The organism is Devosia sp. A369, assembly GCF_054489345.1.
This window is the reverse complement of record NZ_JBTMWV010000017.1, coordinates 1-15497: the sequence shown is the minus strand read 5'-3', so window position 1 is coordinate 15497 and position 15497 is coordinate 1. Positions and strand designations below refer to the sequence as shown.

Below are 15497 nucleotides of genomic sequence, written 5' to 3'. Positions count from 1 at the left end.
GGTCACACTCCAGCGGGTTCAAGCAATGGTTTTCGGGTTACCAGCGAGCCCTGATGGTGGGCATAGCCGGCGCAGGGTTCGCCAACGGCCTGCAGCAGGTCGCGCGAAGCGCCCTCCAGGATGACGCAGCTGAGGCGCCCCTGAATGTAAATTCCAGTGTCGATATTGATGCGGTTGGCATGGCTTTCCACCTGCGCGCAGCAGGAATGGCCGTGGACCACGACCTTGCCGAAGGGCAGGGGGTGGGTAAGAAATTTGTCCCGAATCCAGATCAGATCGTGATCGCGCTGGTCGTTGAGCGGTCGGTCGGGATCAACACCCGCATGCACGAAAAAATAGCCCTCGTGACTATGGGTGAGGGGCAGGCTAGCAAGAAAGTGCTGGTGGCGGACCGGCATTTTTTCCGCCAGGATGGCGCGCAGGCGTGCATTGGTGGCGCTGTCGGTGAGGTCCAGTTCGGCGTCGTCCAGCGGCACGTCATAGGATTGCAGGGTCTCGCTTCCGCCCTTGACGCCCCAGTTCGCCAGATTGTCCTCGCCGGAGATAAAATCAATCATCCATTGTTCGTGATTGCCGCGAAGGCAGATGACTTCGGCACCGTGAAACCGGTTCTCCTGCAGCCGGCTGACGCGGTCGATAACGGCGCGGGCATCGGCGCCACGATCGATATAGTCGCCGGTGAAGATAAGTTTGCCCCGGTCTATCGGATGGCGGCGCAGGTCATCTTCGATCTGCGCGAGCAGATCGTCCAGAATCTGGATCTGGCCGTGGATGTCGCCCACCGCGTAAAGACGCTGGGACGAATAGCCCTCGTTTGGGCCAAGCATGGCCATATTGCCCTCGATCGCAAGGGGATGTCGCATGGAAGATTGCCAGTCAGAAAATTGCTGTCAAAACGGGAGGGAGCGCATGGCGGCCATGCGCTCCCAGGTTTGATTAGTCGGCCACGCTGATAGCGCCCGGGCCGAAATCCATCGCGAAGATGGCGGAGGGGGCCCACTCGATATCGGCACGCTTGCCATAAAGGATCGCGTTCTGGTGCAGCAGGACGTAAGCGGGGTCTTCAATCTCGAGGATTTCCAGCGCGCGGGCGAAGGCCGCACGGGCTTCTTCAGGCGAGGCGGCTTCGATCAGGGTCTGGCAGAGCGCGTTGAACTCGTCGTTCGTATACGTGCCGGTCTCGGGATTGGTCGACAGGTTGTAGCTGCCATGCGGGCAATTGTTCTGCAGGATGGCCAGCGGATAGCCAAAATGCACCGTATTGGACAGGTCGTACATCATCCGCGTGTCATTGACTTCGCCAGGAACGTCCGTCACTGCAAACTCGATGTTGAAACCGGCGGCCCGCATGTTCTCGATGTTGTACTGCGCGACCGTGAGTTGGTTCGGGTAATAGTCGGGCTGGACGCGGAAGGTGATTGCTTCGCCGTTGTAGCCGGCTTCGGCCAACAGTTGCTGGGCCAGTTCGATATTGAACTCGACCGGCTTGTGCTCATCGACATAGAGATCGCCGAACATCGGGTGCTGCAGGCCGTGGGCCCTGGCGGTGAGGCCGCTCCACAGACCTTCGACAATGGTTTCATGGTCGATGGTGTGGGCCAGCGCCTGACGCACCTTGACGTTCTGCAGGGGACCGTTGCGGGTATCGAGGTTGATGAAGCGAATATTGGCCAGCGGTCCGCCTGCGACATCGAAACCATCGGCATTGTTGATCAGATCAACCTGGTCGGGACCCACGTCGGTGATGATGTCATATTCGCCGGAGAGCAGGCCGTTGATGCGGCTGGCGCCTTCGGGAATGACCAGATAGTTGAGCGCGGCAAGCGGAGGCTGGCCTTCCCAATACTGTTCATGAGGAACCATGCGGATGGCAGCGCCTTCATCGAGCGAGGCGACCTTGTAGGGACCGGTGGCAACCGGCGCGATTGCCCAGCCCTTCCAGCCATCGGCTTCGCGGAAGGCGCGCTTGGAGATGATCGAGGCATGGTTGAGGCGCGCCAGGCGCGCTTCGGTATCGAGGGTTGCCTGCCTCATGACGAAGCGCACGGTGTTCTCATCGACGACCTCGACACGATCGAGCAGGGGCCATGCCTGCGTCTTGGTGGCGGCAACAGTGGCGGGTGGTACGATGGTCGCGGTGCCATCGGCGAGAATGGCGTTGGCTTCGCCGGCCTCGCGGGCGGCAACTTGCTCAGGCAGCAGACCAAAACGCTCGTCCGAGAACGAAAAGACCACATCGTCGGCGGTCATTGGATCACCATTATGGAAGGTCACGCCCTGACGCAGCTTCAGCTCCAGCTGGGTGGAAGAAATCCAGCTCCAGCTTTCAGCCAGGCCCGGCTTGGCGGCCAGGTTGGGATCGGCAAAATCGAGTGCGATCAACTGCTCGAAGATCGAGTTCTGATATTTGCGCTGGGCGGTACTGGCGCTCTCGACGTTGTCGAGCGAACCGGCGGTGCCCATCGACTGAAGAGCGACGTTAAGGACGGGCCGGTCTTCGGCGTGGGCAACACCCACGATAGCGGTGGATACCATCAGGCAAAGCATGGCTGTGGTCTTAGTGAGGATACTCATGTCCATCTCCAGGTTGACGCGCAATCAGGGCGTGTTTTTTCGGCCGCGCGGCGGGCGCCGCACGGCAAGAGGTGTTGTTGTCAGGGTGTCGGGATCAGGCTGACGCGGACGGACCGTCGCCGGCATGATCCAGATATTGGCGGTCTGCCACGGTGCTGACCGTCAGTTTCGATGTCTTGCCGTTGAGGCTGGCCTCGAAAGTCTGGCTTTCAACGGCGGCGACCGGTTCGCCTTCGAACAGGTCGAGCAAGGCGCGCCCGCTCATCGTGGCCGGCACCGTTACCCCCAGCAGATGCAGAATGGTGGGCGCAAGATCATAAATTCCGGTGCGGGTGTTCACCACGCTGCCCTTCTTGGCCATGGCGCCATCGGCAATCAGCACCGCCGATAGTTCGCTCCAGTGCATGCCGCCATGCGTACCGCCGCCCATCAGCGTGCTGTACGCGCCGGCATCCAGGTAGGCGGTGCCGCCAACGCCATGTTCGTTGGCGCCGTTATGGCCGGCCATTTCCAGATAGAGGTCGGGCGCACGCTGGTGATCGGCGCCGGTCAGGGCCATGGACAGCGTTCCTTCCACCGAAGGCTGCATGCTGTCTGTGGGCAGAGGGCGTGTGAAGCCGGCGCCATACCAGGGCTGGGCGGCCAGGATTTGGGCTGCCGATGTCAACAGGCCGGGATCGGCCTTGCGCAGCCAGAGCCCTGGCGTGCGTCCGCCCCGCATCAGGATATCGGCGTCGCCGGCAAAATTGGAGTCGATCCTGATCCCGGCCTCTCGCAAGGTTTTGGCGACATCAACGCTTTCTCCGCTGGTCACATGGCCATGGTCGGAGGTCACCATGATGAGGATGTCCTCGGCATTGGGCTGGCTGTCGCGCCAGTTCAGCAATGCGCCGATCGCGGCATCGCATGATTTCATCGTTTCCAGCTGGCCCGCGCTGCCCAGACCGAATTTATGCGACGCGCTGTCGACCTCGGTCAGCCAGATGATCGACGCCTCGGGGAGAGCCGCAGGCCACACGCTTTGGGTGAAGATGTCGATGGCCTTGGCTTCGGCTCCACGATCAAAGCCCCCCGGGGGAACCTTGTGTGTGCCCTCGATGTCGGCTGCGATATCGTGGGGATAGGCGATTTGGGGGTGGCGGACATTGAAGCCGACATTGCCCCATTGCTCTCCCTTCCAGCTCAGGGCGGTGAACGAGCCCTGTCCCGAGGAGGTCACCACCGCAAGGGTCATGCCCGCCTTGGAAAGCGTTTCCCCAAGGCTGGTCGCGGACACATAGCCGCCCGGAAGGGCATCGTCATTGGCATGCCAGTCGTGGATGGTGTCGGTGCGGGCCAGCGTCGGATCATCGCCGCGGGCATAGAAGACGTTGCCCAATATGCCGGTCTGGGCGGGACGGGCGCCATTCGCCAGCGCAGTCAGGGCGCCACGGGTCTCGGAAGGGAACACCGTGCGGTGATTGGCGCTCGAAACGCCACGCGCCTTCATGGCGGCCAGGTTCGGCATGGTCTGCTCGTTGACCTGATCGGGGCGCAGGCCATCGATCCCAACGATTATGACGTGATCAGTATGCATCGGAATGCCTTTCTAAGGCGACGACATCGGCAGACCCGGTCTGCTCGTCGGCGTCCAGGGGATGGGGGTAAATGACGGTACTGCCGGCCTGGCGCAGACGTTCGGCCAACGGCCCGAACGGGGGCAAATCGGTAACGATGGTTTCGACGTCGCTGAAGGGCACGCTGCGATAGCGCCCGACTTCGCCCATCTTGGTGTGGTCTCCGACGAAAATCGTGCGGCGGCTGTGAGCCATGAGCGTTTGCTTGAGCAGCATGTTGAAGCGATTGGCCTCGACCAGGCCATAGCCGGCATCGAGGCCGTAAATGCCGACAATGGCGAGATCGAACGTGCAGGCCGCAATGGCATCGAGCACTTCATCGCCGGTTGTCACGCCGCTGCTGGCGTCATACTGGCCGCCGGTCAGGACGACGCGATGGCGGCTGCCCGAGTTGAGGGTGTCGGCGATGGAGGGCATGGGCGTCATCACGTTGACCGCAGGCCCGTTGAGCATGGCCTCGGCGATGGCCAGGCCCGTGCTGCCGCCGGTGATGAATATCCATTGGTCTTTCTGGATCATGTCGGCGACCAGCCGGCCGATGATGCGCTTTCCGGCCCGGATCATATGGCGCCGCTCGCTGACCGGTGCGCTGCGATCGGTGGGGATGGCGCCGCCGTAAACGCGCTGAATGTCGCCATTGCGTTCCAGCTGCGCTAGGTCCCGGCGAATGGTTTCGGTCGATACGCCACAGAGCGACGCAATCGCGGCAATCGACATGCCATGCCCGTCGTTCACGAGCTGGATGATGGTTGTTTGGCGGCTGGCAGCAGGAACTTTCACCGTCACGACCTCGGCAGGGGACATCAGTGCGTGCAGTCCTACAGGCGGTATGTGACGCTACCTTGAAACTTTGTTGTACCTTGGGTGAAGGTTGTTGTGGTTTGTGGTCCTTTTGACGCATGTCTGCCGCCAGGACCCATGGTTCATGGGGCGATACGCACAGGTGCCACGCCCAGGTGCTCAACTGCGCGGCAACGCTCCCGACAGGGGCTGACTGACGAGAAGGCTGCCCCGAACACACTTGACCATTACCTGCCCAAAGGGATCTATCCGCATTTCTGCGTCACGCCGCTCAATCTTTTTCCTATGTGCGACGTGAGCCAGGGCGAAAAGCTTGAGAAAACCGGCAATGCCGATACGCCTCGTTTCTTCCTGCCCCCGTATTTCGACGCCTTCATCGCCAAGCAGGTAATTGAGCTGATGATCCATGCGCCCTTCGATACACCCACGTTTGAGCTGGGCGCGTCGCAGGCACTTCCGCCAGCTCAGATAACATTGGTCGAGGCCCATGTCCGTGAGTTAGCACTAGGCTCACGATATGTGCACTTTTCCGCAATCAGTACCGGCGGCTCATCCGCCTCGTGACAGCGATGCGCGCGAGCGGGCAGGATATCCAAGCCACTCTGACCTCGTTCGGGATTGCCCAAGCAGACCCAAGCCCCAATTCGTGGGAGCATATTTTCTACGCTTCCGTGTTGTCGAACCAGCCGCTGTTGACCTATCTGCAGAATGACGACCTGCCGGCCTACACTTAGCTGTCAGTTTGCTATCGGCCGGTTTCGGAAGCAGCCGACTGCTGCGGGGGATGAAGCGCCGACGCGCGGCGGACCCCGGTGGATACGCATAATATAGGTTGTGGAACCTGGTGTGACCGTCTGCTCACGGGGGACCGTGAGCTGCGGTGCGCATCATATTTTACTTGGCGAGATCAGGTCGAACAGGCACCGACTGACGGTCGGTGCCTGTCTTCCGGCGGTCGGGCAGGTCACCCCAACCGCTCGTACGGCGCCTTGCCGCCGGAGGAAGTCTGCCGCCGCTATCAGGCCAAGGGCTATGATTTCCTCTGCGTGTCCGATCATTTCCTGCCCTAATACAGGTAACCCCTGACCGACACCGCGCCCTATCGCACCGACAGTTTCACCACCATCATCGGCGCCGGGCCGCAGCAACATCCACCAAAGTCCGCTAAAGACAAAAGCCTGCCGCCGTGCCGGAGGTCTACGGCTTGGCACCCAGCGGCACCAGCGCGTCCGATTTGGCCAGCCAGAGGATTGCGGCGGCGGCCAGCGCCAACCATGGCAGCAGCACCAGGTTAAGCGTCTGCCAGCCGATGGTGTTTTGCAAGATACCGGCGCCAAGCGATGCGGCCAGGCCAATGATAAAGATCGTCAGATCATTGGTGGCCTGTGCCTTGCCTTTTTCTGCGGTTGTGTAGGTGCGGGTCAACAAATTGGTTCCGCCGATGTAAAGGAAGTTCCAGCCGACGCCGAGCAGGATCAGGGCGGCACTGAAGGAGTACAACCCGGTGCCGGACAGGCTCAGCAGCACGTGTCCGGCCAACAGCACGATGCCGGTAAACATGACGCGTAACACGCCAAAGCGGGCAATCAGTGAGCCGGTGAAGAAGGACGGCAGAAACATGCCCAGCACATGTAACTGTATCACTGTGGCTGTCGCCGCCAGCCCGTGCTGGTGATGTGCCATGGCCAGCGGTGTTGCGGTCATGGCCAGGATCATGATGCCATAGCCCGTCACTGCGCCGAACAGGGCGACCAGATAGGTCGGCTGCCGGATAATCATGCCCAAGGGGCGCGCCGCGGCCTTTTCGGCAGCGGTATCGACGGAACGTGGCACGTTAACAAACAGCAGTACGCCGATGGCGATGAACGATGCGGCGGAGAGGAACAGGAACGAGGCGGTATAGGTCGGCTGTATGAGGTCGCCACCCCAGCGCGCCAGCAGCGGCCCAAGCAATGCTGCCACTACGCCGCCGGCTAAGACGAGCGAAATGGCGCGCGGGCGGTAGGCGTCATCGGCCACTTCGGCGGCGGCAAAACGGTAGAACTGGGCAAAACCCTGATAGGTGCCGGCCAGGAAGGTCCCCAGGCAGAGCAAGGTCAACGACGACGTTGCTATCCCGCCAGCGGCGAGCAGTCCACCCAGCGCGCCCAGAGCGGCGCCGGTGGCGAAGCCGATCTTGCGGCCCACCCGCGCCATCCACATTGAGGCCGGCACGGTTGATACTGCGGTTCCGAGAAACATGGCGGCAATCGGGGCCGTGGCCCATTCGGGCGCCGGCGCAAGGATGCTGCCGGCCAGGGCGCCAATCGTCATCACTAGAACAGAGACGATCTGGAACAGCGCCTGTGCCGTCGCGAGCAGGAAGACTTGTCGGTGCATGGGCTGCATTGCAGGGCTCGCAGAGCAATGTTACATTCAATAACTTGATTGAATGAATGCGCGAGGATTGAATGTCAAGTCATGGCCCTGGGCAGTCGTTGCGCCTCCATTTCGCGGCCCTGGCGCGGACCCTTGGAAACGAACATCGGCTGGAACTGCTGGAACTGCTCGCTCAGGGCGAGCAATCGGTGGAGACGCTCACCGGCAAGACCGGGCTCGGTTTTGCCAATGTCTCGCAGCACCTGCAGCAGTTGCGCAGGAGTGGCCTGATCGTCGGCCATCGTGCCGGAAAAAATATCGTTTACCGGTTGCAGGATGGGCCGATCATCGAGGCGGTCTCGGCGTTACGTGCACTGGCCGCGCACAATGTCGCTGCGGTCCAAGGGCTGGTCGACACCTATTTTACCGACGTCGACGCGCTGGAGCCGATTGAGCCCGACGAGCTTTTGGTGCGCATGAGCGCCGAAAGCATCACGTTGCTGGATGTGCGCCCGGCAGACGAGTTCCGCGCCGGTCACCTGCCCGGAGCGATGAACATCGATATCGCCATACTGGCCGAACGTCTCGCCGAATTGCCACGGGATCGTGAGATCGTTGCCTATTGCCGCGGGCCCTACTGTGTCCTGTCGTTACAGGCCGTGCGGGCATTGCGAGCACAGGGGTTCAAGGTCCGGCGCTTGCGGGATGGACTACCCGAATGGCGCGCGGCCGGTCACCCGATCGAAACCACCTAGGCCGTTATCCGGCAAACACCCGGCAGCGCCCCGCAGACCGGCGCGGCCGGGGCTCGGTCTGTCTTCCGCCAGCCGCAAGTCCCGTCAGGTCAGCTGACAACGCCGAAATAGGTGGCAAAGGTGAATAATGGCCCGGCATGGCTTGTGCCGCCCCCGCGCCGGTTGGATTAGCTGATTGCGCAGTCCCGCGGCCCTCTCTGCCATCGGAACGATTCCTAGACAGTTCGCAGGACTGCGCACTGCATCTTGTTGGGCATAAATTGGGCCAAAAGCCGGCCGTTATTCCTTACAGCTTGGGATCGATAATGGGCCCGACTTACCGGCCTGACGCACTCGGCTTTTGAAACATTTCGCTAATCCGCGATACCACGACCAGATGCGCATTCTCTACCGTTTGAGGATCTTTGCATTGAACGTCGGTCGTCACGGTGAACTTAACGCCATTTCGCTCGCCGCTGGCTGTGAACTCCAGCCTGCGTCGTTGGGGGGAGTATCGAGTGTAATCCACCTTGAAGTGCATAATCCGAAGATTGCCCCAGCCCGTTCACAATTGCAAAGACGTTGCCCCTGTGGGTGCGACCCAACTCTCCCTCCGTTAGGGCCACTAGTCCGCGCATTAGGGGACCTGTCAACAACAGCAGTTGTTCGTCATGATGTGCCTCAGCCCTCGTCAGGTTCAACGTGAACCATATCGTATGGCCTTAGGTGCAAGATTGTTTCGTCTGTCGGCGGGAGATGCGCCATCTCGATTGCGATGTGGACCGCTTCATCGATCAAGGCGAGCAGTGGCGCAGCGTCGGGTTCGCGCAACAGAACTGCCATGGCCTGCTCGAGATGGTCTCTGGCCTGCACGTAAAGCGGATGGGGCAGGGTGGTCGGCTTCATTTTTTACACTCCGGAGCCCCGACCTCGTTGTGAGCCTCAATGGTTTCTGAGTGCCGAAAGCCTGCGGGACAATTTGACCGAATGACCGATTAGTTCACCGAACTCGAACCTGCTGAGCCTATGGGCGAGGCTCCGGCTTATACTTTTGATCGCCGAGCGAAACTGCAAGCCTGATGGTCTTACAACCACCTAACGCGGCTAAAGCTCCGGACTACCGATTTTTGCCAGAAAGCAGGGCCGAGGTCCGAAGCAGCGTCAGATCAGCCCGACGTCGCGTGCGCGTGCGGTTGCCTCGCCGCGCGAGGCGACGTCGAGTTTTCCCAGCAAGGCGGTGACGTGATGATCGACGGTTTTGGGCGAAATATCGAGCTGCGCTGCTATTGCCTTGTTTGAGCAGCCGCGTCCCAGCAGGTGCAGGACCTCCATTTCCCGCTCGGTAAGACCGGCCTGATTGGCGCGGGTGGTTCGACTGGGACCCCGGCCGATCCGTTTCAGGCCCCGCCGCCGCATCAGTCTGCGAACGTGCTGAACCACTGTGTTGGCGCCGAGAGACTGAAAAATCGCCAGCGCCTCGTGCTGGGCAGCTTCATCACCTCCCAGCAGCGCCAACGCTTGATCATAGGGTGCGCCCAGCGCTGACCATTTGGCAGCGCCCGCCCGCCAATCTCCCGCAAAATACAGCCGATAAGGGGCGGCCATACCGGTGGTATCGCCGGGCGGCGTATCCGGAGCCAGCAGGTGGCGCCAGAAGGTAAGTTCGCCGAACAGGGCCCTGGAGGTAGCCAAGTCTTGGGCGCGCTTAAGTTGCCGGAGGGCTTCGTTGCTATCACCTTGCCCGACCCATGCCTGCTCGGCCAGCACGACGGCATAGGCAGCGAGCCGCTGCAGCTCCATGCCTTTTTCGAGGTATCGCGATAGCTCCGCCATCAGTTCCCCGGTCGGCTGGTCGCCACGCCGTATCCGCAGGCGCGCCAGCACCGTGGCCGCTGGATAGCGCATGAGTGGCGTCGCATCCTCGTTGCCCAGCACCTCGCTGGCCGCTGCGTCCGCCTCGCTCCAGTTGCCCTGCCGCAAAAACAATTCCGCGCGCCACCCGCGCATATAGTCGCGCCAGGTGTCGATATCGTGCTCGACACAATATTCGATGCCGGTCTTGAGAAAGGCCGCCGCTCGTGGAAAGGCCAGCACGCCGATTTCCATCCAGGCGCTGTTCGTGAAGGCGCGAGCGGCATGCTCCTGCAGATCGCCATCGAGAGCGAGCTGCAGGCTGCGGTCGAGATGCTGCCGGCTTTGCTCGACATCTGTCCACGCTTCGGAGGTGCCAATATTGTTGAGTGCGTGGCAAACGATATCAGCGCGGCCGAATGTTTCCGCCAGCCTAATGGCCGCTGCGCCATGCCGTAATGTCTCCTCGACGTCGCCCCCCAGCATTGCCAGCTGGGACTGGTTTGAATAGGCCATGGCGCGTTCGGGACCAGGCGGAACCGTTTCGAGTAGTTCGATCGCCCGTAGTCCATATTGATCGGCGGCGGCGCGATCTCCAAGCACGTAGCTATATCGCGACAGCCACCTGAGACCGTCGCCTTCCTTGAGCCTGTCGCCTTGGCCCTGCCGTAGTTGGCAGGCCCTGCTTGCCGCGTCCACCGCGTCTTGCAGTTTCCCGAGCAGGTGGCACTCGAAGGCGTAACGCTCAAGCAGGTCGGCTCGCGCGTCCACATTGAAGCTGTCCGCCTGTTTGAGTGCCGTCTCGTAATGTGCGGCGGCCTGACGATGGGCGCCTACGCGCGAGGCCTCCGCGGCTGCCAGCGGCGCGAATTTAGCCACAGCGGCGGCATCATTCGCCTCCAGAGCATGGTGAACCAACCGAGCTACCGGCACGCCATCGCCGGCCCTCAGCGCTGCCAGGACCCGTCCATTCAGGTCTCGCCGCAGCGATGGCGCCAGAGCTAAGGCAACGGCATCACGGGCGATCTCGTGGCGGAAGGCAAACGCCTGCCCCAAATCTTCCAGCATCCCGCTTGCAACACATTCCGCCAGCGGAGCAGCACTGCCTGCTCCGTAGACCATCCGCAGCACTGTCGCTTCGGCCTGCCGTGGAAAGACGGAGACCGCGTCAAGCGCTCGGCGCGCACCAGGGCTGAGATGCTCGGCACGGGCCAGCACCATGTCGCGCACATTTGGCGGCAGCTGCGTGTCGCTGCCCGCACGCAGCAATTCGGTCACGAAAAAGGGATTGCCGGCGGTGGCGCGATAAATCGTCTGCGCGTCTCCGCCGGAAGCATGCACCAATTCGGCAACGGCGCTCTGGGTCAGCAGGGGGATGTCGATCCGCAGGACATGGTCGGCGGGGATGCCGGCCAGCGCCCGACGCAGCCGCCTTTGGCCGTCTCCGCTATCGGTGCGCGCGGTCAAGACCAGCACGATGTTGGACTGAACGATGCGCCGGCCGACAAAGCGGACGAAGTCGAGCGTCGCCTCGTCGGCCCAGTGCAGGTCTTCAATCAGCAGCAGCGTCGGCCGCTCGTCACTTTGGAACGCCTCCAGCGCATCGGAGAACAGCGACAGTCCCTGTCTGTCCGCTCCCGAACGTACCAGCGTCCAGTTCGCCTCCCGGGCGAGGTCATAGAGCGGACCGAGTGGATCGGGGACCGACAGATCCTCGCAGGCGCTGCGAAGCACCCTGGCTATGCCTGCGGCCGCACCGGCAAAACCCGCGACGAGACTGGTTTTGCCCGCGCCGGCCTCCCCGCAAACAGCTGCGATCCCGCCACGCCCAGATATGGCGGCCGTCAGCAGGGTGTTTAATTGCTCAAATTGGGTCGCACGCTCCAGTAGTGTCATCAATCCTCCGGTGGCAAGCCACGCGTCGGACAACAGGGTGGACCAGAATTGGCGCATTGCAAATATGGGAGGTCGTTTCGGTAAAACTGGGGAACTTCGCCGATGCGCGGTCCTGCCGTCGCGCCCAAGGTGCCGGGGCGCTCATGGGGAGCGTCCATCGTGCTCGCCCCACAGCGCATGGAGAAGATAATGACAGCCAAACAGTGGATACTGCCGTTCGCGGCATTGGTGACGCTAACTGCGGGTGGCGCCGTAGCACAAGACAGCCCCGACAACCCTCTGGCGACCGGCGTGCGCGATGCCAATGACCGGTTTCAGGATGTCGCCACCGCGATCGCAGAAGGATATGCGCCCATCCCCTGTGTCAGCGGGGCGGCGGGCGGCGCCATGGGCGTCCATTACGTCAATAGTGCCTATCTCGAAGACGACGCTATCGATATCGGCCGCCCCGAGGCGGTGATGTACGAACCCAAGGTAGACGGCACGCAGGAATTGATCGCGGTCGAATATATCACGCACGCGGGACCGGCCAGCTTGCAGGGACACCTGTTCAGTTTCACCGGCGCGCCCAACAGATATGGCCTTGAGCCCTTCTACGAACTGCATGTTTGGGCCTGGCGTCCCAATCCGAGCGGCACCTTCGCTGACATGAACCCCGATGTAAGTTGCGATGCGGCGCATGACCACGGGCAATAGCTTGCTGCCGCAGCGCAGTCCGCAGTCACGGCGATAGGCAACCCTGTCTCGCCGACCAACTCATAGGAGCCTCAAAATGCAATCGTCATTCAGATTATTGGCTACTACGGCGGCCGTCTGCACCATTTTTGGCTTCACGGCTCCAGCTTGGGCGACCGACGGTTGCAACGCCGTTGGTCAGTGCATCGACCAGGAGGGCTGCTCCTGGGCCGCAAACAAGGACGGCAGCAATATCGACATCATCACCGCCGACGGCACCTATATCCACTGCGCCAGCGCCACGTCGGAATGCACCATTCCCAGGGTCCGTCCGGGGGGTAAGATGCTTGCATCCGGCGCGGCCAATTTGAGTCGCCCCAGGAAATGAAGTATCGGCGGCCTGTGCGGAGCCGGTTGGGACAGCGCAGACCTGGACCCATCTCCCCGGTCGCGCAACCACGGCATGGTGTCCGTAAAGCGGCTGATAGAATACGAGACATTATTCATCAAATTGGCTAAGGTCTTGGGTATAAATCCGCCGTCGACGGGCGGCACCGCATAACGGCTGCCCTTTAGCGAAAATGGGAAGCTTGCACTTAATGGAAGGGGCCATAGTAAGGACCACGCTCTCATTGATAAGCCCCGGAATCCTGTTGGTCTTCGGAACGGCCTTCGGCGGCGCATGGTTGATCGAGCGTAAACATAGCTACCTACTTTTCCTGGCCGGCGCCTGCGCTCTGTTCGCGCTCGGCGCTATATCCCAGATTTTAGACTGGCCGTCGGATAGCGGGCAGAATGCAATATTTTCTAGTGTTTTCTATACTTCGGCGGTGTTGGTCGCCGTCGAGGGTGTGCTCCGCCGTTCAGGCAAAGGGTTTGGCGGGAAAGTCAACGCGGCGATACTGATCGGGTTCACGCTGCTGCTGACATATTTTGTTTACCTTGCCCCCAGCGTTCTGGCTCGCGTCTATATCCAGAATTTTGGCTATGGCACTGTTCTGCTCATGGCCGCTATCCGACTGCGCCCGCTCGCACGCGGCCGCGCTATCGACCGGGTGCTGTTTTGGGTGCTCCTGACCTTCGCCCTGCACTTTTTTCCCCGGACCGCGCTGACCATCGGGTTCTCGGCGCCTGTTGGCAAAGCTGCCTTCGGCAACTCGCTGTTCTGGCAGTCCCTGCAACTTTCGCTGGCTGTGCTCGGCGCCGCTCTGGCCCTGGCCATCCTCGCCGCCGCCATTGTTGACCTGCTCGACGACCTCCGTCAGGAGCGCGATACCGACAATTTGACCGGCGTTCTGAACCGACGGGGGTTCGAGCAACGCGCATCGGCCCATCTGCAGACAGGTGGAGAAGGCGGCGCATCGTTGCTCCTGTGCGACCTGGACAACTTTAAAATCATCAATGACACCCATGGTCACGTCATCGGCGACGCAGTCCTGCGCGAGGTCGGACACCTGCTGTGTCAATCGGCGCGCAAGGGCGATATCGTTGGCCGGCTTGGCGGTGAGGAATTTGCGCTGCTCCTCCCGGACACCACCCCCCAACAAGCCTATGAATGCGCTGAGCGAGTGCGCATTGCGATCGAGTGGCACAGATTTGCTGGGCTGGCAGGCGCACGCCAACTCACCGCGAGTTTTGGCGCCGGAACACTCAAAGCTCAGGACAATTGGCTAAGTCTCTATGATCGGGTTGATGCCAGGCTCTATGCGGCAAAGCGGGCCGGGCGCAACCGTACCGTTGGCCATCAAGAGGAAAGTGGTCCGTTTGGGCTCGACATCACCGCCCAGCCGGGCATCGCGCCACCCGAGGCAAATCGCGACGGCGTCGCCGCTGTCCTGGGGCAGAACGATCGAGCCGATAAGTGCGCCGTTGCCACAATGATGCCGACCAGACCACGGTGATTTCGGCGTGTCGAGCGGACGAGGCGTCCACGCATCAATCAAAGCCTTCCTGTTCGCGAAGCTCTCCCCAGCTATCGTGCCACAGGTCTCGATTCTGGATCGATACCACAACGCGGGTGAAGCCATAGCGTTCTGCGATGATCTCGGCATAGGATAGCGCTACCGGCGGATCGAACGGTCCTTCGGATCGCGCGTGGATCTTCTCGCCTTGGTAATTGCGCTCCGGCCAATAGACCTTTGCCGTATGTAGCTCAGCTTGCAGGTCGGCAGCCAGCAGCGCCGTGCTATCAAATCCAATGCCAACGGTGACAGCGTCGAGCGCCACTTCATCGTCATCGGTGGTCCAAAGGTAAGGCGGCATGTTGGGAGCGTAGCGCACCCGCCCAAGCGGCTCAATCCTGAGGGTGGAGCGCGCCCCATGTTTCGTCCCAACGAGCGCCAGGCTCGAGAACAATGTAGATCACGGGCTGCTGTCTTGACTGTGCGTCACGCTGCGCAGCCACAAGCCCATTGAGAATGGGATAACCCTCTTCGGTGTGGACGTCGCCATCCATCGCGTTGGAAACGCGGGCGGCGGCTGGCCCGATTGAGACGACGACGCTGTCCACAATCTCTTGGGCTAGGTCATTGTCGATTAGTTTGAATGTCGCCATACGGGCCTCCTTGTCTTGAGGCAACGCGCTCGTCATGCTGCAGGTTGCGGAGAACAAGAAGCCCGCCCAAGCAGGATCAAGTTCAGGAAACAACGCAGGGAGGCCTCAAGCGCATGAGGCGCGATTTCCGCTCATCGCGGTATTCGCCCTTAGTCCCGGTGTCCAAATAGCATTAATGTGAGAGTAGCGTTTGAACCTGGGGCTCGAGGTCACCCTCCCGAGACTTTAGAGGCTAAGCGGCATTAGACACTGCGGTAATGGCAACAAAAAGCCCCGCTTGGTGGAGATTGCGCGGCACGCTTGCTGCTCACATTGAATAGCCCCTAGATTTGTAGACGCCTTCCTTCCTAATTTTGAGGCAAGGAGGCCTACATGGGCAAAGCCAATTTCAGCGACGATTTCAAGCGGGACGCGGTTCGTCAGATCACCGAGCGGGGG

General features: G+C 61.3%; 14 protein-coding genes. 4 read left to right on the top strand and 10 right to left on the bottom strand.

The genetic code is table 11. The features are described 5' to 3' along the window. Window positions 1–2 precede the first annotated feature (2 nt). The 6 genes from ACX3OZ_RS16425 to ACX3OZ_RS16400 form a co-directional block, all read right to left on the bottom strand. Complete coding sequence (locus tag ACX3OZ_RS16425; protein WP_459104927.1) at window positions 3–863, bottom strand: metallophosphoesterase family protein; 861 nt, start codon at window positions 861–863, stop codon at window positions 3–5. A gap of 73 nt (window positions 864–936) precedes the next feature. Beyond that, a complete protein-coding gene (locus ACX3OZ_RS16420; protein ID WP_459104926.1) occupies window positions 937–2574 on the bottom strand; it encodes an ABC transporter substrate-binding protein in 1638 nt (545 codons plus the stop codon). Window positions 2575–2668: 94 nt separating this feature from the next. Continuing rightward, window positions 2669–4150: an alkaline phosphatase family protein gene (locus ACX3OZ_RS16415; protein WP_459104925.1), complete on the bottom strand. Its 1482-nt coding sequence runs from the start codon at window positions 4148–4150 to the stop codon at window positions 2669–2671. Continuing rightward, window positions 4140–4994, bottom strand: a complete 855-nt coding sequence (locus tag ACX3OZ_RS16410) for a DeoR/GlpR family DNA-binding transcription regulator (RefSeq protein WP_459104924.1) — start codon at window positions 4992–4994, stop codon at window positions 4140–4142. Before ACX3OZ_RS16410 ends, ACX3OZ_RS16415 begins: the two co-directional genes overlap by 11 nt. A gap of 156 nt (window positions 4995–5150) precedes the next feature. Then, the gene (locus ACX3OZ_RS16405) at window positions 5151–5399 is read right to left on the bottom strand and encodes a hypothetical protein (RefSeq protein ID WP_459104923.1); all 249 of its coding nucleotides are present in this window, start codon (window positions 5397–5399) and stop codon (window positions 5151–5153) included. A gap of 789 nt (window positions 5400–6188) precedes the next feature. Next, on the bottom strand, window positions 6189–7370 hold the full coding sequence (locus ACX3OZ_RS16400; protein ID WP_459104922.1) for an MFS transporter: 1182 nt from the start codon (window positions 7368–7370) through the stop codon (window positions 6189–6191). Window positions 7371–7468: 98 nt separating this feature from the next. On the opposite strand from ACX3OZ_RS16400, the gene ACX3OZ_RS16395 reads away from it, so the two are divergent. After that, a complete protein-coding gene (locus ACX3OZ_RS16395; protein ID WP_459104921.1) occupies window positions 7469–8104 on the top strand; it encodes an ArsR/SmtB family transcription factor in 636 nt (211 codons plus the stop codon). 660 nt (window positions 8105–8764) lie between these two features. Here ACX3OZ_RS16395 and ACX3OZ_RS16390 read toward each other — a convergent pair. Together ACX3OZ_RS16390 and ACX3OZ_RS16385 are read right to left on the bottom strand one after the other, a co-directional pair. Next, window positions 8765–8989: a hypothetical protein gene (locus ACX3OZ_RS16390; RefSeq protein ID WP_459104920.1), complete on the bottom strand. Its 225-nt coding sequence runs from the start codon at window positions 8987–8989 to the stop codon at window positions 8765–8767. Window positions 8990–9244: 255 nt separating this feature from the next. Further along, window positions 9245–11887 carry a helix-turn-helix transcriptional regulator gene (locus tag ACX3OZ_RS16385; protein ID WP_459104919.1) on the bottom strand — a complete coding sequence of 881 codons (2643 nt, stop codon included), beginning with the start codon at window positions 11885–11887 and terminating at the stop codon, window positions 9245–9247. Between the two features lie 132 nt (window positions 11888–12019). Between ACX3OZ_RS16385 and ACX3OZ_RS16380 the strand changes: the two genes are divergently transcribed. The 3 genes from ACX3OZ_RS16380 to ACX3OZ_RS16370 all read left to right on the top strand — a co-directional run bounded on the left by ACX3OZ_RS16380 (window position 12020) and on the right by ACX3OZ_RS16370 (window position 14406). Next, on the top strand, window positions 12020–12526 hold the full coding sequence (locus ACX3OZ_RS16380; protein ID WP_459104918.1) for a hypothetical protein: 507 nt from the start codon (window positions 12020–12022) through the stop codon (window positions 12524–12526). Between the two features lie 76 nt (window positions 12527–12602). Further along, the gene (locus tag ACX3OZ_RS16375; protein ID WP_459104917.1) at window positions 12603–12893 is read left to right on the top strand and encodes a hypothetical protein; all 291 of its coding nucleotides are present in this window, start codon (window positions 12603–12605) and stop codon (window positions 12891–12893) included. 265 nt (window positions 12894–13158) lie between these two features. After that, window positions 13159–14406 (top strand): GGDEF domain-containing protein, encoded by a 1248-nt coding sequence (locus ACX3OZ_RS16370; RefSeq protein ID WP_459104916.1) that lies wholly within the window; start codon window positions 13159–13161, stop codon window positions 14404–14406. A 34-nt stretch (window positions 14407–14440) separates the two neighbouring features. On the opposite strand, the gene ACX3OZ_RS16365 is transcribed toward ACX3OZ_RS16370, so the two are convergent. Both ACX3OZ_RS16365 and ACX3OZ_RS16360 read right to left on the bottom strand, forming a co-directional pair. Further along, the gene (locus tag ACX3OZ_RS16365) at window positions 14441–14767 is read right to left on the bottom strand and encodes a hypothetical protein (protein ID WP_459104915.1); all 327 of its coding nucleotides are present in this window, start codon (window positions 14765–14767) and stop codon (window positions 14441–14443) included. A gap of 31 nt (window positions 14768–14798) precedes the next feature. Next, window positions 14799–15059, bottom strand: a complete 261-nt coding sequence (locus tag ACX3OZ_RS16360; protein ID WP_459104914.1) for a hypothetical protein — start codon at window positions 15057–15059, stop codon at window positions 14799–14801. Between the last annotated feature and the right edge of the window lie 438 nt (window positions 15060–15497).